We start from the raw sequence: 18,698 nt of genomic DNA on the forward strand, positions 1-18,698 counted from the left end.
CTTGGCCGTGTTCAGTTATCTATTTTACGCGCAGGCCGGCTAGGTGGTGCGTTGTCCTCGTTCAGCAAGAAGCGGAGCAGGATGGTTGGCTGTGATATTTGCGCGGCGGCGACCGCTTGGTGCGCGAAGTGACCTGGCAGGATTTACTGCGTTTCGTGCTGGAAGAAATGCAGCAGCCGTTGCGGCAGCCAGTCCAGGTTTCCCGGAAACGGGCCGCTGACGAAGCCGACATGCCCGCCTTCGGCCGGCTGTTCGAGCCGGACGCTAGTGTCGACCTCTGCCTGGCTGGGCAGATGGTGTGCCGGCAAAAACGGGTCATTTTTCGGGTTGACCGCTAGAGCGGGGATGCGGATCGACGCCAGCCAGGGTTTGGCGGATGCTCGAGCCCAGTAGTCGTCGGCGCCGGCAAAGCCATGCACCGGCGCGGTGATCGCATCGTCAAACTGGTAAAGGTTGATCGCCTGTTGCATGCGAACGGCGTCGAAGAGTCCGGGAAAGCGCTGCAGGCGAGCGGCCGAGACGGCTTTCAGGGTTTTCAGGAAGTGTTGCGTGTAGAGGCGGTTGAAGCCGCGTGCCAGATGGTGGCCGCAGCCGGCGAGATCGAGCGGGGCGCACATCGCGGCGACGCCGGTGACCAGTTCTGCCGCCATTTCGCCCTGTTCGCCGGCCCATTTGAGCAGCGCATTGCCGCCGAGTGAGACACCGGCGGCATGCAGGCGGCGGCCCTGATTGGCATGGTGCAGGCGGCGCAGGATCCAGTCGATTTCAGCCGAGTCGCCGGAATGGTAGGCGCGGGGCTGGCGATTCAGTTCGCCGGAACAGCCGCGAAAATGCGGCAGCACGAAATGCCAGCCAGCCTTCCGGCAGGCACGTGCCGTTGAAATCGCGTAGTGGCTGCGGGCACTGCCTTCGAGGCCATGAAAAAGCACCAGGACCGGAGCGCCGGGTGGCGCGTCGAGGTGGTCGACGTCAATGAAGTCACCATCCGGCGTCGTCCAGCGCTCGCGCCGCAGCTTCAGCGGCGTGGGCTTGATCAGCAGCGGCCAGATGGTCTGGGCATGGCCGCCGGGCAGCCAGGCCGGGGCGCGGTAAGGCTTGGCGGCCGGGCTCAATGCAGTGTGTGCGAGACGGCTTCGCTGCTCGCCTGATGGCCGTCATCGGCGGCCGAAGCATGCCGGCTGACCAGGCGCCAGCCGTGCGCGCCGCGCGAATAGACGTGCGTGACATGCAAGGGGCCATGCGGGCTCGGGTCGTCGCCGATGAACAGGGTTTCGGTCAAGTGGTGGATGGCCAGCATCGAGCCTTGCCAGTGGGCGACCTGTTCGGCCTGGACGCGCAGGCGGGCGGCGCCGAAGATGCTGCGCCAGCTTTCGCGGATCGGCACGATGCCCTGCAGGCGAATGCCGGTCGGGTGCACGCACAGGGTTTCTTCTTCCTCCGCCCAGAGCAGGATCATCAGGTCGGCATCGCCGCGGGTCAGCGTTTCGTAGAAGGCCTGCTCAAGGTCTTCGGGCGTGGCGTAGGCATTGGACTTGCTCATCGGGAAATCCGTTTCAGGCAGGCGGCGAGCACCCTCTCGGGCGTCAGCCGGTTGAGACAATCGAGGTGGCCAAGCGGGCATTCGCGCTTGAAGCAGGGGCTGCATGCGAGTTGCAGGCTGAGGATGTCGGCCTGGTCGGAGAGCGGTGGCGTGAAGCCGGGTGACGAGGAGCCGTAAAGCGTCACCAGCGGCCGGTCGAGCGCGGCGGCGACATGCATCAGGCCGGAGTCGTTGCAGACCACCAAATCGGCCATCGCCAGCAAGTCGACCGCCTGGGCCAGCGAGGTTGCACCGCACAGGTTGCGACACAGGCCGGGGGCCAGTTGTGCGATTTCCTCGGCGACCGCGTGGTCCTTTGGCGAGCCGAACAGCCAGATGGCACAACCCTGTTCCGCCAGCTTTTTAGCCAGGGCGGCGAAGTGCGCCGCCGGCCAGCGCTTCGCCGGCCCGTATTCGGCGCCCGGGCAGAAGGCGACGATGCGTGCCGGGCGTTCGAGACCGAGTTCGTCCAGTGTTTTTTGCCGTTCGCCAGCGGTCGACCGGATGCGCGGATAGGAAACCGGGCGCGCCAAGGCGCCGCCAGGAATTTCAGCCAGTTGCGCAAAGCGTTCGACCATCAGCGGCAGCGCTGTCTTGTCGAGCGTGTGGCGGATATTGATCAGGCCGTAGCGCGACTCACCGGTAAAACCGATGCGCTGCGGGATGCCGGCCATGAACGGAACGAGTGCCGACTTGAGCGAATTGGGTAGGACATAGACGGCATCGTAGTCGCGCGCCGCCAGCTGCCGGGCCAGTTGCCAGCGCGGCTTCAACGCGAGCTGGCCGTGCCCGAATGGACTGTCGATGACTTCGCTGATTTCGGCCATGCGTTGCAGCACGGGCGCCACCCAGCGAGGGGCCAGGGCGTCGAGCTGCAGTCCGGGATGTCTGACCTGCAGGCGCGCGAACAGCGGCTGCGCCATGATGGTGTCGCCGATCCAGGACGGGGCGACGATCAGTGCCTTCTTCATGCGAAAACGGCGGGTTTGCGGCCCGCCGTCCTGAGCTTAGTGATGGCCCTTGGGCGCTTCGCCCTTGAATACGTACTTGGTACTGCAGTACGGGCAGGTGACTTCGCCGGTCTTCAGCACGTCAAGGAAGACGCGCGGATGCTGGCTCCACAGCGCCACATTCGGCGTCGGGCAGTGCAGCGGCAGGTCGTGGGCGATGACTTCAATGGTCTTGTTGTCGGACATCTTCTTCTCCCTGGACTTAGATGTAGGCCAGCCAGCCGTCGTGCTGGGCCGAGCGGCCGTATACGACGTCGAAATACTTCTGCTGCAGCTTCTCGGTGATCGGACCGCGGCGGCCGATGCCGATCTGGCGACCGTCGAGTTCGCGGATCGGCGTGACTTCGGCGGCGGTGCCGGTGAAGAAGGCTTCATCGCAGGTATAGACTTCGTCGCGGGTGATGCGCTTTTCCTGGACTTCGAGACCGAGTTCGGCCGCCAGTTGCAGCACCGTGGCGCGCGTGATGCCTTCGAGGCAGGAGGTCAGGTCAGGCGTGTACAGCTTGCCCTTCTTGACGATGAAGAGGTTCTCGCCGGCGCCTTCGGCAACGTAGCCTTCCGGATCGAGCAGCATGGCTTCGTCGTAACCTTCGTTGGTCACTTCGTTGTTGGCCAGGATGGAGTTGATGTAATGGCCGGAAGCCTTGGCGCGCACCATCGAGATATTGACGTGGTGGCGGGTGAAGCTCGACACCTTGACGCGGATGCCGCGTTCCATGCCTTCTTCGCCGAGGTAGGCACCCCACGGCCAGGCGGCGATGGCGACATGCACCTTGGCGCCCTTCGGGGAAACGCCCATCTTTTCCGAGCCGTAGAAGGCGATCGGGCGGATGTAGCCGGATTCGAGATTGTTGGCGCGCAGCACTTCCTTGTGCGCTTCGTTGATGGCTGCCTTGTCGTACGGCATGGTCATCTGGAAGATGTGAGCGGAGTTGAACAGGCGGTCGGTATGGTCTTCCAGGCGGAAGATGGCGGTGCCGCGCTCGGTCTTGTAGGCACGGACGCCCTCGAAAACGCCCATGCCGTAATGCAGGGAGTGGGTGAGGACGTGGGTGGTGGCTTCACGCCAGGGCACCAGTTTGCCGTCTTGCCAAATAAAGCCGTCGCGATCCGACATGGACATGTTCGATTCTCCGTGTTGCGCCTGTAAAAGCCCATAATTCTAGCCGAAATCAGCAGGTAAAATAACGCTTTTGCCGATCGAGTCAGTGCATGGTCTGGAAACCCCACGTTACCGTAGCCGCCGTCGTCCAGCGTGACGGCAAGTTCCTGCTGGTCGAGGAAGAAACCGACACCGGGCTGGCCTTCAACCAGCCGGCCGGCCATCTTGAAGAAGGCGAGTCGCTGCTTGACGCCGTGGTGCGCGAGGCGCTCGAGGAAACCGCCTACCATTTCAAGCCGACGCACCTGGTCGGGATCTACAACTGGAAGCATCCGACCAAGGAAGACACGACCTACCTGCGCTTTGCCTTTGCCGGCGAACTGCGTGGTTACGAGGCCGGGCGCAAGCTCGACGACGGCATCGTCGCGGCGCGCTGGCTGACGCTGGACGAGGTCAGGGCGACGCAGGCGCGGCACCGCAGCCCGCTGATCCTGCGTTGCATCGAGGATGCGCTGGCCGGCAAGGCGTATCCACTTGATCTGTTGGTGCATTACGCTTGATGCGCGGGCTGGTTTTTGCCTTTTTTACGCTGTTGACCGCTACGGCCTTTGCCGACGAGCGGGTCGAGATCTGCCACGGCTACGGTTGCCTGGTGCAGGTCGATGTCGCCTATAGCGACGGCCAGCTGGGCGAAATCCGCCGTTTGCTGTTTTCAGCGGTCGACGCCGTCGGCGAGCGCGAAATGCTCGCCCTCGCCATCGGCCGGATGTATGCCTGGGCCGGCCAGATGACCGATATCCACAACGATCGTGGTGGCAACCTCGCCGACGCCGGTGTGCCGGGCAAGATGGATTGCATCGATCACTCGAGCTCGACGGCGCGCCTGCTGCGCCTGCTCGACGCGCGCGGCTACCTGCGCTGGCACCGGGTGGTCGGGATCGAGGTGCGCAACTGGGCCTACCTATTCCCGGCGCACTACTCGGCGGTGATCGAAGAAAAAGAGGGCGGCGAAGCGGCACGCTTCGTCGTCGATAGCTGGTTCGTTGATAATGGACAGCCAGCGGTGATCCTGCCGCTGGATGAATGGAAGAAGGGGGCTGGGCCCGATGTCTGAAAAAACTGTGGTGGTCGGCTTGTCCGGCGGTGTCGATTCCTCTGTCGCGGCTTTGTTGCTCAAGCAACAGGGCTGGAAGGTGATCGGCCTGTTCATGAAGAACTGGGAAGACGACGATACCGAAGAATACTGCTCGACGCGGCAGGACCTGATCGACGTGATGAGCGTCGCCGACACCATCGGCATCGATGTCGAGGTGGTCAATTTCGCCGCCGAATACCGCGAGCGGGTGTTTGCCGAATTCCTGCGCGAATACCAGGCCGGGCGCACGCCGAACCCGGACATCCTGTGCAATTCAGAAATCAAGTTCAAGGCCTTCCTTGATCACGCCATGCAGCTCGGCGCCGACAAAATCGCGACCGGCCATTACGCCGGCGTGCGCGAATTCAATGGCGAATTCCAGTTGCTCAAGGCCGAGGACGGGACCAAGGACCAGAGCTATTTCCTCTATCGCCTGAACCAGGCGCAGCTCTCCAAAACCCTGTTCCCGCTTGCCGATATCTACAAGCGCGACGTGCGCAGGATCGCCGAGTCCGCCGGCCTGCATGTCGCCGCCAAGAAGGATTCGACCGGTATCTGCTTCATCGGCGAACGCCCGTTCAAGGATTTTCTCAGTCGTTACCTGCCGCCGAAGAAGGGCGAGATCCGTCGCCTCGACGACGGCAAGGTGATGGGCGAGCACGATGGTCTGATGTATCACACCATCGGCCAGCGCAAGGGCCTGCAGATCGGCGGCATCAAGGAAAAGGGGCGGCCCGGCGGTGGTGATCACGACGCCTGGTTCGTCGCCGGCAAGGACATGGAGAAGAACGTGCTCTACGTCGTGCAGGGCCACGATCATCCGGCCTTGCTGACCGATACGCTGGTTGCCGAGCAGTTGTCCTGGGTGTCCGGGCGGGCGCCGCATCCGCACTGGGTATACACCGCCAAGCCGCGTTACCGCACGGTCGACCAGGCTTGCGAGGTCGAAACGGTCAATGCCGAGAGTTGTGAAATCCGCTTCGCCGAGCCGCAATGGGCGCTGACGCCGGGGCAGTCGGTCGTGCTTTACGAGAGCCGCGTCTGTCTGGGCGGCGGGGTCATTCGCTGAACTCTCCGCCGGGGCGTCGGGCAGGGCAATTCTGTAAATTATTGTAGGTAATTGCGGGCTTTTGGTGACGGCCAGCATGCTCTCACGGCGCATTCCAGGCCCAGGTTTGGGTGCGCCTTGCGCATTTCTGCGGTAGTCGATCTGATTGCCGGGGGATGCCGCCGAGTAATGTAAGTTTTGTGTAAATCGGCTGACTTCAGCGGGTTTGCCGATCAGGGGACGGCTGCGCATAATCCGCCGCCCGTTTCCGGTGTTGCCGAGAGGGCTTTGCCGGAAACCTGTTGCATCAAATCGATGATCAGCCTGAAGGTGTTGCCATGAATTTGCGTTCCCTTGTTCGTCCTGTTTCCACGCTGGCCGCCATGGCGGCCATCTTGCTGCTTGCGGCTTGTGCCACAACGCCGCCACCGGCGCCGCGGGTGACCCTGGCGGTCGCCCAGGTCGAGCGCGGGGTGATGGTCTGGCTGCCGGATAGCGTGCTTTTCGAGTTTGGCAAGTCGGCTCTTGATCTCAATGCGGCCGGGCCGTATCTCGACCGGGTTGCCCAATTGCTGAAAGAGAAGTCGACCAGCGATATCCTGCTTGAGGGGCATACCGACAATATTGGTAACGCGGCTGCCAATCTGACGCTGTCGCAGCGCCGTGCCGATGTGGTTCGCGATGCGCTGCTGGTGCGTGGCGTACCGGAGGCACGGATGAAGGTGGTGGGGCTTGGTCTGAGTCAGCCGCTCGCGCCCAATGACACGGAAACCGGACGCAAGCTGAATCGCCGGGTCGAGCTTATCCTGCTGGGCGAGCGTCTGGAAAATCTGAAGCGCGGTGAGCCGGATAATGCCTTCGAAGAGGCTTTTGATCGCCTCAAACGCCTGCTTGAACAGCCGCAAGGCAAGAGCTGAGTGGAGGCCTCGATGCAAGGATTTTTACCCAAACGCCGCCAGTTGCTTGGTGCCTTGCTGGCGGCGCCGCTGCTTGCTGATGCGGCAACCGTTGCCACCGGTACGGCGCGGCGGCTGACCGTCGTGCTGGGTGGTGGCTCGGCACGCGGCTTTGCCCATATCGGCGTGATCAAGGCGCTTGAAGCGGGGGGTATCCGGCCGGAGATGATCGTCGGCTGCAGTGCCGGTTCGCTGGTTGGTGCTTTTTGGGCCGCTGGTTTCACCGGCTTCCAGATGGAAGAGCTGGCGCTGCGCGTCAAGGACAGCGAAATTGTCGATCTGGTCAGTGGTGGCAGCACTACACAACGCGGCATGGTGACCGGGCGCAGTCTGCAGACCTTCGTCAATCAGGCGTTGCAGAATCGCAATATCGAATCGCTGAAAACGCCGTTTGCCGCAGTGGCGACGAGTTATCCGAGTGGCGAGCCGGTGGTGTTCGACAAAGGCGATGCCGGTTTTGCCGTCCGTGCATCCTGCTCCATTCCCGGAGTGTTCATTCCGGCGAGCGACGAGGGGCGGGAATATCTGGATGGCGGTCTGGTCAGCCCACTGCCGGTAGCGACCGCCCGCAAGCTGGGCGGTGATCTCGTGCTGGCGGTTGATGTCGGTGGGGCGGATCCGACGGCTGATGATAGTCACGGCCTCTACAACCTGCTGCTGCGCTCCTTCGAAATCATGAGCCAGTCGTTGCGCAAACGTGAGGCAGCAGATGCCGACATCCTGATCCGGCCTGACCTGAGCCGGATTGCCAGTACCGATTTTGGTGCTCGCAAGGCACTGATTGCCATCGGTCAGCAGGCCGGGGCGCGTTTGTTGCCAGTGATCAGGGAAAAGCTGGCGACGCCTCGGCGTCGCGTTTGAAACCGGTGACGCCGTTTGCCCGGGCAAACGGCGTCACCCGTATCAGTCGTGCGGCACCGTGTCCGCGAACGAGGGACGCAGCAGCAGCTTGGCGTTGAGCTTGTCCAGGTTGGGATGGGTTTCCTGCCAGTTGATGTCGGGGAAGCGGAAACTCAGGTAGCCGAGGGCGGTGCCGAGGGCGATGTCGGCGAGCGAGAAATGCGTGCCCATGCAGAAATTCTTTTCGCCGAGTTCGCTGCTCATGAAGGCCAGGCTGCGTGCGATCTTGTCGCGCTGACGGGCAATCCAGCTGGCGCTCTGTTCCTTCTTCGGGCGCTTGGCTTCGAGGAAGGCGGCGACGCCGGCGTCGCAGATGCCGTCGGCGAGGGCTTCCCAGCGCTTGACTTCGGTACGTTCGCGATTCGGAGCCGGGAACAGCTTGCTGTTCGGCGTGACGTTGTCGATGTATTCAACGATGACGCGGGAGTCGAACAGTGGCGTGTTGTCGTCCAGCACCAGCACGGGGATCTTGCCCAGCGGGTTGATGTTCGGCACCTTGCTCTCTTCGAGCCAGGGTGAGTCGATTTCGAAATCGTAGTCAATCTTTTTTTCGGCCAGCACGATCCGCACTTTTCGTGCAAACGGGCTGGTGTGGGAGCCGATCAGCTTCATCGCATGCTCTCTGGTTTGGGGATGACGATTATAGCGTATGGCGAGGCCTTCGCCGGGCAGGTAAAATGTCGGGCTTACTGAAAAGGATGTTTTATGACCTTCAATCCCCTGACTGCCCTTTCCCCGCTCGATGGCCGCTACGCCGGCAAGGTCGATGCCCTGCGCGAGCATTTTTCCGAGTTTGGCCTGATCAAGAGCCGTCTGAAGGTCGAGATCGAGTGGCTGAAGGCGCTCGCCGCCGAGCCGCATTTCACGGAAATTGCCCCGTTTTCGCCGTCGACCGTTGCCGAACTGGATGCGCTGGTTGCCAACTTCAGCGTTGAACAGGCCGCCGAAGTGAAGGCCGAGGAGGCCGTCACCAACCATGACGTCAAGGCGCTCGAGTACTGGATCAAGAAGAACACCAAGAACAACGCCGAAGTGGTCAAGGTCAGCGAGTTCATCCATTTCGCCTGCACTTCCGAAGACATCAACAACCTGTCGCACGCACTGATGTGCAAAGGCGCCCGCGAGCAGGGCATGTTGCCGATGCTCGACAAGCTGATCGAACGCCTGCGCGAGCTGGCCCACGTCAACGCCGAAGTGCCGATGATGAGCCGCACGCACGGCCAGCCGGCAACCCCGACCACGCTCGGCAAGGAAATGGCCAACGTCGCCTACCGCCTGCAGCGCGCCCGCGCCCGCATCGTCGCCGTCGAACTGCTCGGCAAGATCAACGGCGCCGTCGGCAACTACAACGCCCACCTGACTGCCTACCCGGGCTACGACTGGGAAGGCTTCGCCAAGCGCTTTGTCGAGTCGCTCGGCCTGACTTTCAATCCGTACACCATCCAGATCGAGCCGCATGACGCGCTGGCCGAGCTGTTCGATGCCTTCGCGCGCACCAACAGCATCCTGATCGACCTTGATCGCGACATCTGGGGCTACATCTCGCTCGGCTTCTTCAAGCAGAAGGTCAAGGCCGGTGAAATCGGTTCTTCGACCATGCCGCACAAGGTCAATCCGATCGACTTCGAAAACTCCGAAGGCAACCTCGGTCTGGCCAACGCGATGCTCAAGTTCCTCGCCGAAAAGCTGCCGGTTTCGCGCTGGCAGCGCGACCTGACCGATTCGACGGTGCTGCGCAACATGGGCGTCGGCCTCGGCTACGCGCTGCTCGGCTACGATTCGCTGTTGAAGGGTCTGTCCAAGCTGGAAGTGAACGCCGACCTGATGAAGGCCGACCTCGACGCCAACTGGGAACTGCTCGCCGAGCCGATCCAGACGGTGATGCGCCGCTATGCCGTGCCGAACGCCTACGAAAAGCTCAAGGAGCTGACCCGCGGCACGCGCGTCTCGCGCGCCGGCATGCAGGAATTCGTGTCCACGCTGGAAATCCCGGAAGCCGCCAAGGCCGAACTGCTCGAGCTGACGCCCTGGGATTACACCGGCAAGGCAGCCGAACTGGCCAAGCGCATCTAGGAACACCGCCAAAAAGCTCCTGGCGTTGTTGCGCCGCCTGGCCGTACGTCTTGTACTGTCTGCGGTGGCGCGCCTAGCCAGGACCGCTTCGCTGCTTTTTGTCGGCGTTCCTCCGCTCCTGCTCCTAATCACTCATTGCTAACAACCGAAACCATGTCTTTCGCTGAAAACCTGAAGAAACTGCCCGGCATTTCGCATCTTGCCGCCATCAACCTGCTCGATGCCGAAGGCGGCGTGGTTGCGACGATCGAGAACAAGGCCGGCAGCCAGGGCTCGCTGGCGGTGTACAACCACCTGGCGCAGACCTATGGCTCGATCAACCTCGAAGCGGCGAAGAAGGGCATTGAAATCTTTGCCGAACACAGCGAGGACGAACGGGCCAATCCCGGCAAGCACCCGAATATCGCCCGCCTGATCGCGATCGAGAATGGTGGCCCGGCCCTGCGCGTCAAGCACGTTTTTGCCGTTTGACAGTTTTGCCCGCCAGGCGGGGCAAGCGGCTGATTGTCATATTAGCCGGTTATAATGTTCCGCGGATTTATGGCTGTTTTTGACCGTTGACCGGTGGGCAGCCATTTTTCTCAACTACAACGGAGAATGCCCAATGAAATCCAAGCTTTTGCTCGCTCTGCTTACCATCGCTGTGGCCGGTTCCGCCGTCGCCCAGGTCAAGCCGGAAGATGCCATCAAGTACCGCCAGTCCGGCTATGCCTTCATGGGCTGGAACATGGGTCGCATCAAGACCAATGTCGAAGGCCAGTACAACAAGGATGAGGTCATCAAGGCCGCCAACGCCATCCAGGCGATTGCCAACTCCGGCATGGGCGCGCTTTACCTGCCCGGTACCGACAAGGGCAAGGGCTGGGAAGAAACCCGCGCCAAGCCGGAAATCTGGACCGACAAGGAAAAGATGGGCAAGGTCGCCACCGACTTCGTGCGTGAAGCCAATGAAATGGCCAAGGTTGCCGCAACCGGCGATGCTGCTGCCGTCAAGATGCAGCTCGGCAAGCTGGGCGGTACCTGCAAGGGCTGTCATGACGACTTCAAGGTGAAGAAGTAAACTACTTCGCTCGCGTGTTGTGACCTTACAGGCGCCGCAGGGCGCCTGTTTTACTTCATCGATAAAAAAGGAAAAACATGAACAGCAAACGCATCCGTCTCTGGGATCTGCCGACCCGCCTGTTCCACTGGCTGCTCGTGCTGGCCATGCTGGGCGCGGTGGTCAGCGGCCAGCTCGGCGGCAACCTGATCGACCGGCATGCCGTCATTGGTCTCTTCATTCTTGGCCTGCTCGTTTTTCGCCTGGTCTGGGGCGTGCTCGGCTCGACCTACGCCCGTTTTGCCCAGTTCTTCCCGACGCCGGGCCGCATCCGCGCCTACCTGAAGGGAGAGTGGCAGGGCGAGGGGCATAATCCGCTCGGCGCACTCTCGGTTTTTGCCCTGCTCGGACTGTTGACCGTACAGGTTTTGACCGGTCTGTTCAGCAACGATGACATCGCTTTCGTCGGCCCGCTTTTCGATCTGGTGAGCAAGGATCTGAGCAATCGTCTGACCGGCATTCATCATTTGGTCGCCGACGGCCTGATCATCCTCGTCGTGCTGCACATCGCAGCGGTCGCCTTCTATGTACGGGTCAAGAACAAGAACCTGGTCAAGCCGATGCTGACCGGCTGGCAGGAGGGCGAAGGCAAGTCGGCGACGGGCGGCGGTGCTGTCGCTTTCGTCGTGGCTGTGCTGATCGCCGCGGCGGTCGTTTATGGCGCCAGCGGCGTCTGGTTGCCGGAGCCACCGCCGCCACCGCCGGCGGCCGAAACGCCGAGCTGGTAAGCAAAAAGCCACCGGATTCCGGTGGCTTTTTTGTGTCGACCGCCGGGCGCCCGGCTAATCGGTGTCGCGCAGATACTGCACGTATTGCTTGTCGGTATGCAGGATGTGTTCATTCCACCACTCGGAAAGGCAGTGGGTCAGGCCTGCCCGGTCGTATTCGCCGAGGCCGGCGGTAAGCAATAGCTCGGTCAGCTTGAGCTGGTAGGCGATGTGTTCCTGGCGATGCTTTTCGTACATCGGGAAGGCGCATTCGCGCAGCATCGCCTCTTCCAGGTTGAAGTGCTCGCGCACGTAGTCCGAGAGCTCGTTCAGGACATCCTGAAAATGTGCGATGCCTTCGTTGCCGGTTTGCTCCATGCAGCGGATGGCGCGGCCGCACAGTTGCAGGAGTTGCTTGTGTTGCCCATCCAGCAAGGCATTGCCGACACTGTAATGGGGTTGCCATTCGGTAAAGTCGCTATTGTCCATGCGCGAACCCTTTGTTGTTTGCGGGCAGCTTGGTGTGCCCTTGTATCCCTTGTGCGCAGCAACTATATACGAATCAGGTGCTTGCCATTTGTTCGGCCAAGAAAAAGGGAGCCAAAATGGCTCCCTTTTTGCGGTCGACCGTTGGAAAACGGCTTAAACCACGGCGCCTTCTTCGTTGGCGCCTTCGACGACTTTTTTCTGCTTGGCGATGAACTGTTCGCGCGACACGCCCAGCCACATGACCAGCGGGCTGGCGACCAGCACCGAGGAGTAGATGCCGAAGCAGATGCCGATGGTCAGCGCCATCGCGAAGTAGTGCAGGGTTTCGCCACCGAAGACGAGCATCGACAGAACCATCATCTGCGTACAGCCGTGCGTGATGATCGTCCGGCTGATCGTGCTGGTGATCGCGTGGTCGAGCACTTCCGGCGTGGTCAGGCCGCGCTTTCCCTTGAAGGTTTCGCGCACGCGGTCGAATACGACGACCGACTCATTCACCGAGTAACCGAGCACGGCCAGGATGGCGGCCAGCACCGACAGCGAGAACTCCCACTGGAAGAAGGCGAAGAAGCCGAGAATGATCACCACGTCGTGCAGGTTGGCGATGATCGCCGAGACCGAAAAGCGCCATTCGAAGCGTACGGCCAGATAGATGACGATGCCGATGATGACCAGCAGCAGGGCCATGGCGCCATTTTCGGCAAGTTCCTTGCCGACCTGCGGACCGACGAACTCGACGCGACGCAACTGCGAACCGGGGGCATCGGCTTCGAGCGACTTCATCACCGCTTCGCCGAGCTGGTTGCTGTTCTGCTCGCCCTTGAGCGGCAGACGGATCATGACGTCCTGCGAGGAGCCGAAGTTCTGCACGGCGTAATCGCTGAACCCCGCCTTGCCCAGCGCATTGCGCACCTTTTCCAGGTCGGCAGTCTGTTCGTAGTGGGTTTCGATCAGCGTACCGCCGGTGAATTCGACCGAGAGATGCAGCCCCTTGGTGAACAGGAAGACGACGGCGAGGATGAAGGTGACCAGCGAGATGACGTTGAACGTCAGCGCGTGGCGCATGAAGGGAATGTCTTTGTGGATGCGGAAAAATTCCATGTCCGTTCTCCTTATTTCTGACCGTCGATTGGGGCGGCAGCGGGTTTCCAGAGCTGGCCGATGGCAACCTTGGTCAGCTTCTTCTGGCGGCCGTAGATCAGGTTGACCAGGGCACGGGAAACGACGACCGAAGAGAAGATCGAGGTCAGGATGCCGAGACAATGCACGACGGCGAAGCCGCGCACCGGGCCGGAGCCGAAGATGAGCAGCATCAGGCCGACGATCAGCGTCGTCACGTTGGAGTCGAGAATGGTCCCGAAAGCGCGTTCGTAGCCTTCCGAGATGGCGCCTTGCGGCGGCATGCCGTTACGCAATTCCTCGCGGATCCGTTCGTTGATCAGCACGTTCGAGTCGATGGCCATACCCAGCGCCAGCGCGATGGCGGCGATGCCGGGCAGGGTCAGCGTCGCCTGCAGCAGAGAGAGCAGGGCGATCAGGAAGAGCAGGTTGGCGCCCAGGGCGAGCACCGAGACGACGCCGAAGACCTGGTAATAAACGATCATGAACAGCGCGATTGCAGCAAAACCCCAGAGCGTCGAATGGAAGCCCTTCTGGATGTTGTCGGCGCCGAGCGACGGGCCGATCGTGCGTTCCTCGATGATGTCCATCGGTGCGGCCAGCGAACCGGCGCGCAGCAGCAGGGCGGTGTCGTTGGCTTCGCTGGTGGACATGCGGCCGGAAATCTGGACGCGGCCGCCGCCGATTTCGGTACGGATGACCGGTGCGGTGACGACTTCGCCCTTGCCCTTTTCGATGAGCAGGATGGCCATGCGCTTGCCGACGTTTTCGCGCGTGATGTCGCGGAAGATGCGGGCGCCGGCCGAGTCCAGCGTCAGATGCACGGCGGCTTCCTGGGTCTGGTTGTCGAAACCGGGTTGGGCGTCGGTCAGGCGGTCGCCGGTCAGGACGACCTGCTTCTTGACCAGCAGCGGTTGGCCGCCGCGTTCGTTATAGACCTCGGTGCCGAAAGGCGGGTTGCCGGCCAGAGCTGCCTCCAGGCCACCCGGTGCGTCGTCGACCATGCGGATTTCGAGGGTCGCGGTGCGGCCGAGGATGTCCTTGGCCTTGGCCGTGTCCTGCACGCCCGGCAGTTGAACGACGATGCGATCGGCGCCTTGCTGCTGGATCACCGGCTCGGCGACGCCGAGTTCGTTGATCCGGTTGTGCAGGGTATTGATGTTCTGCTTCAGCGCGAATTCGCCGATCTTCTGCTGCGCCTGCGGCTTGAGCGTCGCAATCAGCTTGAAGTCACTGCCGTCGGACTGTTCGGCGACCAGCAGATCCGGCTGGCCGTCGCTGATCACGTTGCGTGCCTTGTCGCGGGTTTCGACTTCGCGGAACTTGACGACCAGACGGTCGCCTTCGCGGCTGATGCCGGCGTGGCGCAGGTTCTTGTCGCGCAGCAGGGTGCGCAGGTCGCCGGCGGTCGAGTCGAGGCGCTTGGTCAGCGCGCCCTTCATGTCCACCTGGAGCAGGAAGTGCACGCCGCCGCGCAGGTCGAGGCCGAGATACATCGGCAGCGAGTGCATGGCGGTCAACCATTGCGGCGAGGCCGAAAGCAGGTTGAGGGCGACGACGTATTTCGGATCGGCCGGGTCAGGATTGAAGGCTTTTTCCAGGACGTCCTTGGCCTTCAACTGGGTGTCGGTGTCCTTGAAGCGGGTCTTGACGCCGTTCAGGTCGAGCAGGATGCCGTCGTTGGCAACGCCGGCGGCGCTCAAGGCTTCTTCGACGCGGGCCTTGGTCTTGTCATCGATCTTGATGGTGACCTTGGCGCTCGAAACCTGCACGGCCGGCGACTCGCCGAAGAAATTGGGCAGGGTGTAGATGAAACCAAGCACCAGCGCGATGGCGACGGTGATGTACTTCCAGAGAGGATAGCGATTCATGGTGGCTTTAAAGCGAAAAGGCGGCCAGCGGCCGCCTTTTTTGGGGTGATTACAGCGACTTCAGCGTGCCCTTCGGCAGAACCAGGCCGATGGCCGGTTTTTGCACGACGACTTCGGTACCTTCGGCAACTTCGAGGGTCACGTAGTTGTCGCCAACCTTGACGATCTTGCCAACCAGGCCGCCGCCCGTGACGACTTCGTCACCCTTGGCCAGCGCATCGATCAGGGCCTTGTGTTCCTTGGCCTTCTTCATCTGCGGACGGATGAAGAGCAGCCACATGGCGGCCACCATGATAAGCAGCGGGAGGTACTGCATCAGGCCGCCGGTCGGGTCGTTGGCGGCAGCGGTCTGGGCGTGGGCAAGACTAATCATTGGTCAAACTCCTGGATGCGAAAAAACAAAACGTGGATTCTATCATTGGCCCGCAGAACGGTCCTGGGCAAAGGCGGCCGACCACTGCTCGAGCGTCCCGGCCTCGATGGCGGCGCGCATTTCGGCCATGATGGTCTGGTAGAAATGCAAGTTGTGGATGGTGTTGAGCATGCCGCCGAGGATTTCGCCATTGCGGAAGAGGTGGTGCAGGTAGCTGCGCGTGAATTGCGTGCAGGTGTAGCAGGTGCAGGACGGATCGAGCGGGCCGGTATCCAGCTTGTAGCGGGCGTTCTTGATCTTGACGTCGCCGAAGCGAGTGAACAGGTGGCCGTTGCGCGCGTTGCGGGTCGGCATCACGCAGTCGAACATGTCGATGCCGTTCTTGACGCCATTGACCAGGTCTTCCGGCGTGCCGACGCCCATCAGGTAGCGCGGCTTGTTGGTCGGCAGGCGCGGCGCGGTATGGGCCAGGATGCGCGCCATGTCGTCCTTGGGTTCGCCGACCGAGAGGCCGCCGATCGCCATGCCGTCGAAGCCGATGTCGCACAGGCCGGCCACCGATTCGTCGCGCAGGTCTTCATACATGCCGCCCTGGACGATGCCGAACAGCGCGTTATGGTTTTCCAGCCTGTTGTGCTCGTCACGCGAACGTTGCGCCCAGCGCATCGACATGCGCATCGATTTGGCGGCTTCGTCATGGCTGGCCGGGTAAGGCGTGCACTCGTCGAAGATCATCACGATGTCGGAATTGAGCACCTTCTGGATCTGCATCGAGATTTCCGGTGTCAGGAAGAGCTTGGCGCCGTCGTGCGGCGAGCTGAATTTGACGCCTTCCTCGGTGATCTTGCGCATGGCGCCCAGCGAGAAGACCTGGAAGCCGCCCGAGTCGGTGAGGATGGGCTTCTGCCAGTTCATGAAATCGTGCAGGCCGTTGTGCGCGGCAACGACATCGAGGCCGGGGCGCAGCCACAGGTGGAAGGTGTTGCCCAGGCAGATCTGCGCGCCGATGTCGTTGAGACTTTGCGGCGTCATCGCCTTGACCGTGCCGTAGGTGCCGACCGGCATGAAGACGGGGGTCTGGACCTGGCCATGGGCCAGGGTCACGGTGCCGCGGCGGGCGGCGCCATCGGTCTTGAGGAGTTCAAATTGCATCGATTTTTTCCAGAAGCATGGCATCGCCATAGCTGAAGAAGCGGTAGCGCTCGGCTACGGCGTGGGCATAGGCGGCGCGGATGTTGGCGTAGCCGGCAAAGGCCGAGACGAGCATGAGCAGCGTCGATTTCGGCAGGTGGAAATTGGTGATCAGGCGGTCGACGACCTTGAAGCGATAACCCGGCGTGATGAAGATGTCGGTTTCGCTGGCGCCGACGCGCACCGTGCCATCGTCGTTGCCGGCCGATTCGAGCGAGCGCAGGCTGGTCGTGCCGACCGCGATGACGCGGCCGCCGGCGGCGCGGGTGGCGGCGATGGCATCGGCCGTGGCCTGCGGGATTTCGTAACGCTCGCTGTGCATGCGGTGGTCGGCGATTTTCTCGACGCGTACCGGCCGGTAGGTGCCGGCGCCGACATGCAGCGTGACGAAGGCGGTATTGACGCCCTGCGCGCGCAGCGTGGCCAGCATTTCCTCGGTGAAATGCAGGCCGGCAGTAGGCGCGGCGACGGCGCCCGGCTCACGCGCATAGACCGTCTGGTAGCGCGTTTCGTCGGCGCCTTCGGCGGGGTGTTCGATATAGGGCGGCAGTGGCAGCTTGCCGTACTGTTCGGCGACTTCCCAGAAGTCCGTACGGTCGACCAGCTCCAGGGCAAAGAAATCACCGTCGGCACCAGCCCGGCCGGTCATTTTTACCGTGAAGGCATCAGCCAGCAGCAGCGTGCAGCCGGTCTTCGGCGCCTTGCTGGCGCGAATCTGGCAGATTGCGTGCGTCGCATCGACGATGCGTTCGAGCATGATTTCGACCCGGCCGCCGCTGTCCTTGACGCCGAAGAAGCGTGCCTTGATAACGCGCGTATCGTTGAAGACGAGCAGGTCGCCGGCCCGGAGCAAATCGGGCAGTGCGGCAAATTGCCGGTCCACAAGCTGTTGACCGCTGACGTGCAGCAAGCGGCTGCCACCGCGCTCGGCGGAGGGATGCTGGGCGATCAGTTCGGGCGGGAGGGGGAAGTCGAAGTCGTCTACTGTCAACGACATGGGCAGAATCCGTATTGCTGAATGATAACGGCGCCCACAGGGAGCGCCGCTGGCGGATGGCGCTATCGGGCGCCGGCATTGGCTGGGGATGAGCGGCATCAACGAGTTGATGTTTCGCTCAATCAAGCGGGGCGAATATTACCATCCGCAGGCTTCCCCGGTCTCGCTCCCGGTAAAACGCCGGTTCGGAATGCTCGTGCTGACTGTAACTTGCCCACCCCGGCCGGGCGATGGATTGGCGCCGGCATTCATGGTCCGGGTGGCGTTGGTGAACGGGTTTCATGAACCTGAGTGGCTCAATAAAGCCAATTATTTGATTTATTTGCGTTCTGATGACAACCAAATCGAAATTGGTGCGTTAAGCATGCATCGAGTTCGTGTTTATGAGGGAATCGGAGTGCGCTGGATAGCAATCGCATTGGTCGCAGCATTGGTTTCAGGGGCAGGCAGCGCCGCTGAACCTGAAGTAACTGCTGTGCCGGCAGCCGAGGTCGTAACGACAGTGATCGATTACGCCCAGACCGCTCGCGCCGCATCCGACATTGCGAAAGTTGCCGTACCGAGCAGCGTTCCGCAAATTACGCCACAAAAAGTGGCAAAGCTGGAGAAGAAAGGCACGATCAAAAAATCGATGCTCTCCAGGAGTGCGCGTAGCCAGATGAGCTTGTTGAGCACGAAAGCCATGCCTGAACTGGCTGCCTCGTTCAAGTTCATCGACGATGGCGATGATGATGAGGGCGCCGATGATCTTGACCTGCATCGTTCGTTCAGCCGCCCGAAGCTGGCTGGTGCGGATGATCAGGATGATGAACAGATTGCTCACCCAGCAGTTTCGGAAACCGTGAAGCTCAGGCTGTTTCTGGCACGCATGAAGGCGGTCGAAGCGCACAAGATGGCAAGTGCTGCTGCGGACGAGCATACCTCTGCGGATGTTTCCGATGCCGTCAAACTCCGCTTGTTGATTGCCAGAACTAAAGCAGTTCAGGCGCACGAGCGGAAGTTTTCTTAAGGTTCGACCTGGCGCTCCCTGCAAGTCCCGCGAGTTTGAC

22 protein-coding genes are annotated in these 18,698 nt (G+C 61.8%); 10 read left to right on the forward strand and 12 right to left on the reverse strand.

What is annotated here, in order from left to right; genetic code table 11:
* Positions 1-143: 143 nt before the first annotated feature.
* From KIG99_RS15220 to KIG99_RS15240, 5 genes are read right to left on the reverse strand one after another with little or no spacing between them, the layout of a single operon-like run.
* Positions 144-1,112, reverse strand: coding sequence for a YheT family hydrolase (locus KIG99_RS15220; protein ID WP_226460917.1), 969 nt, complete (start codon positions 1,110-1,112; stop codon positions 144-146).
* The gene (locus KIG99_RS15225; protein WP_226460918.1) at positions 1,109-1,540 is read right to left on the reverse strand and encodes a YybH family protein; all 432 of its coding nucleotides are present in this window, start codon (positions 1,538-1,540) and stop codon (positions 1,109-1,111) included. The genes KIG99_RS15220 and KIG99_RS15225 overlap by 4 nt, the downstream gene beginning before the upstream one ends.
* Complete coding sequence (waaF, locus tag KIG99_RS15230) at positions 1,537-2,550, reverse strand: lipopolysaccharide heptosyltransferase II (protein WP_226460919.1); 1,014 nt, start codon at positions 2,548-2,550, stop codon at positions 1,537-1,539. Before waaF ends, KIG99_RS15225 begins: the two co-directional genes overlap by 4 nt.
* Positions 2,551-2,586: 36 nt before the next feature.
* Positions 2,587-2,775, reverse strand: coding sequence for a zinc-finger domain-containing protein (locus KIG99_RS15235; RefSeq protein WP_226460920.1), 189 nt, complete (start codon positions 2,773-2,775; stop codon positions 2,587-2,589).
* A 16-nt stretch (positions 2,776-2,791) separates the two neighbouring features.
* The gene (locus KIG99_RS15240) at positions 2,792-3,712 is read right to left on the reverse strand and encodes a branched-chain amino acid transaminase (RefSeq protein ID WP_226442799.1); all 921 of its coding nucleotides are present in this window, start codon (positions 3,710-3,712) and stop codon (positions 2,792-2,794) included.
* 89 nt (positions 3,713-3,801) lie between these two features.
* On the opposite strand from KIG99_RS15240, the gene KIG99_RS15245 reads away from it, so the two are divergent.
* The 5 genes from KIG99_RS15245 to KIG99_RS15265 all read left to right on the forward strand — a co-directional run bounded on the left by KIG99_RS15245 (position 3,802) and on the right by KIG99_RS15265 (position 7,691).
* The gene (locus KIG99_RS15245) at positions 3,802-4,251 is read left to right on the forward strand and encodes an NUDIX hydrolase (protein ID WP_226460921.1); all 450 of its coding nucleotides are present in this window, start codon (positions 3,802-3,804) and stop codon (positions 4,249-4,251) included.
* Positions 4,251-4,805, forward strand: coding sequence for a hypothetical protein (locus tag KIG99_RS15250; RefSeq protein ID WP_226460922.1), 555 nt, complete (start codon positions 4,251-4,253; stop codon positions 4,803-4,805). The genes KIG99_RS15245 and KIG99_RS15250 overlap by 1 nt, the downstream gene beginning before the upstream one ends.
* Entirely contained in the window at positions 4,798-5,895 is a 1,098-nt protein-coding gene (mnmA, locus tag KIG99_RS15255) for a tRNA 2-thiouridine(34) synthase MnmA (protein WP_226460923.1), read from the forward strand. Before KIG99_RS15250 ends, mnmA begins: the two co-directional genes overlap by 8 nt.
* 317 nt (positions 5,896-6,212) lie before the next feature.
* Positions 6,213-6,791, forward strand: a complete 579-nt coding sequence (locus tag KIG99_RS15260) for an OmpA family protein (protein ID WP_226460924.1) — start codon at positions 6,213-6,215, stop codon at positions 6,789-6,791.
* Between the two features lie 12 nt (positions 6,792-6,803).
* Positions 6,804-7,691: a patatin-like phospholipase family protein gene (locus tag KIG99_RS15265; protein WP_319002397.1), complete on the forward strand. Its 888-nt coding sequence runs from the start codon at positions 6,804-6,806 to the stop codon at positions 7,689-7,691.
* Between the two features lie 42 nt (positions 7,692-7,733).
* On the opposite strand, the gene KIG99_RS15270 is transcribed toward KIG99_RS15265, so the two are convergent.
* Positions 7,734-8,342, reverse strand: a complete 609-nt coding sequence (locus KIG99_RS15270; RefSeq protein ID WP_226460925.1) for a glutathione S-transferase — start codon at positions 8,340-8,342, stop codon at positions 7,734-7,736.
* Between the two features lie 93 nt (positions 8,343-8,435).
* Here KIG99_RS15270 and purB point away from each other — a divergent pair, with 93 nt between their 5' ends.
* From purB to KIG99_RS15290, 4 genes are all read left to right on the forward strand, one after another.
* Positions 8,436-9,803, forward strand: a complete 1,368-nt coding sequence (purB, locus tag KIG99_RS15275) for an adenylosuccinate lyase (protein ID WP_226442805.1) — start codon at positions 8,436-8,438, stop codon at positions 9,801-9,803.
* 153 nt (positions 9,804-9,956) lie between these two features.
* Positions 9,957-10,274: a DUF2322 family protein gene (locus tag KIG99_RS15280; RefSeq protein WP_226442806.1), complete on the forward strand. Its 318-nt coding sequence runs from the start codon at positions 9,957-9,959 to the stop codon at positions 10,272-10,274.
* Positions 10,275-10,407: 133 nt separating this feature from the next.
* Complete coding sequence (locus KIG99_RS15285; protein ID WP_226460926.1) at positions 10,408-10,863, forward strand: c-type cytochrome; 456 nt, start codon at positions 10,408-10,410, stop codon at positions 10,861-10,863.
* A 77-nt stretch (positions 10,864-10,940) separates the two neighbouring features.
* Positions 10,941-11,630, forward strand: coding sequence for a cytochrome b/b6 domain-containing protein (locus KIG99_RS15290; protein WP_226460927.1), 690 nt, complete (start codon positions 10,941-10,943; stop codon positions 11,628-11,630).
* 54 nt (positions 11,631-11,684) lie between these two features.
* Here KIG99_RS15290 and KIG99_RS15295 read toward each other — a convergent pair whose 3' ends face one another.
* The 6 genes from KIG99_RS15295 to queA form a co-directional block, all read right to left on the reverse strand.
* Entirely contained in the window at positions 11,685-12,098 is a 414-nt protein-coding gene (locus KIG99_RS15295; protein ID WP_226460928.1) for a bacteriohemerythrin, read from the reverse strand.
* 153 nt (positions 12,099-12,251) lie between these two features.
* Positions 12,252-13,199, reverse strand: a complete 948-nt coding sequence (gene secF, locus KIG99_RS15300; RefSeq protein WP_226460929.1) for a protein translocase subunit SecF — start codon at positions 13,197-13,199, stop codon at positions 12,252-12,254.
* An 11-nt stretch (positions 13,200-13,210) separates the two neighbouring features.
* Entirely contained in the window at positions 13,211-15,088 is a 1,878-nt protein-coding gene (gene secD, locus KIG99_RS15305) for a protein translocase subunit SecD (RefSeq protein ID WP_226460930.1), read from the reverse strand.
* Between the two features lie 49 nt (positions 15,089-15,137).
* On the reverse strand, positions 15,138-15,461 hold the full coding sequence (yajC, locus tag KIG99_RS15310) for a preprotein translocase subunit YajC (protein WP_226442821.1): 324 nt from the start codon (positions 15,459-15,461) through the stop codon (positions 15,138-15,140).
* A 42-nt stretch (positions 15,462-15,503) separates the two neighbouring features.
* A complete protein-coding gene (gene tgt, locus KIG99_RS15315) occupies positions 15,504-16,613 on the reverse strand; it encodes a tRNA guanosine(34) transglycosylase Tgt (RefSeq protein ID WP_226460931.1) in 1,110 nt (369 codons plus the stop codon).
* On the reverse strand, positions 16,603-17,649 hold the full coding sequence (gene queA, locus KIG99_RS15320; protein ID WP_226460932.1) for a tRNA preQ1(34) S-adenosylmethionine ribosyltransferase-isomerase QueA: 1,047 nt from the start codon (positions 17,647-17,649) through the stop codon (positions 16,603-16,605). The genes tgt and queA overlap by 11 nt, the downstream gene beginning before the upstream one ends.
* 88 nt (positions 17,650-17,737) lie before the next feature.
* On the opposite strand from queA, the gene KIG99_RS15325 reads away from it, so the two are divergent.
* On the forward strand, positions 17,738-18,658 hold the full coding sequence (locus KIG99_RS15325; protein WP_226460933.1) for a hypothetical protein: 921 nt from the start codon (positions 17,738-17,740) through the stop codon (positions 18,656-18,658).
* Positions 18,659-18,698 lie beyond the last annotated feature (40 nt).

The organism is Quatrionicoccus australiensis, from assembly GCF_020510425.1.
In the GTDB taxonomy this organism is placed as follows: Bacteria; Pseudomonadota; Gammaproteobacteria; order Burkholderiales; family Rhodocyclaceae; genus Azonexus; species Azonexus australiensis_A.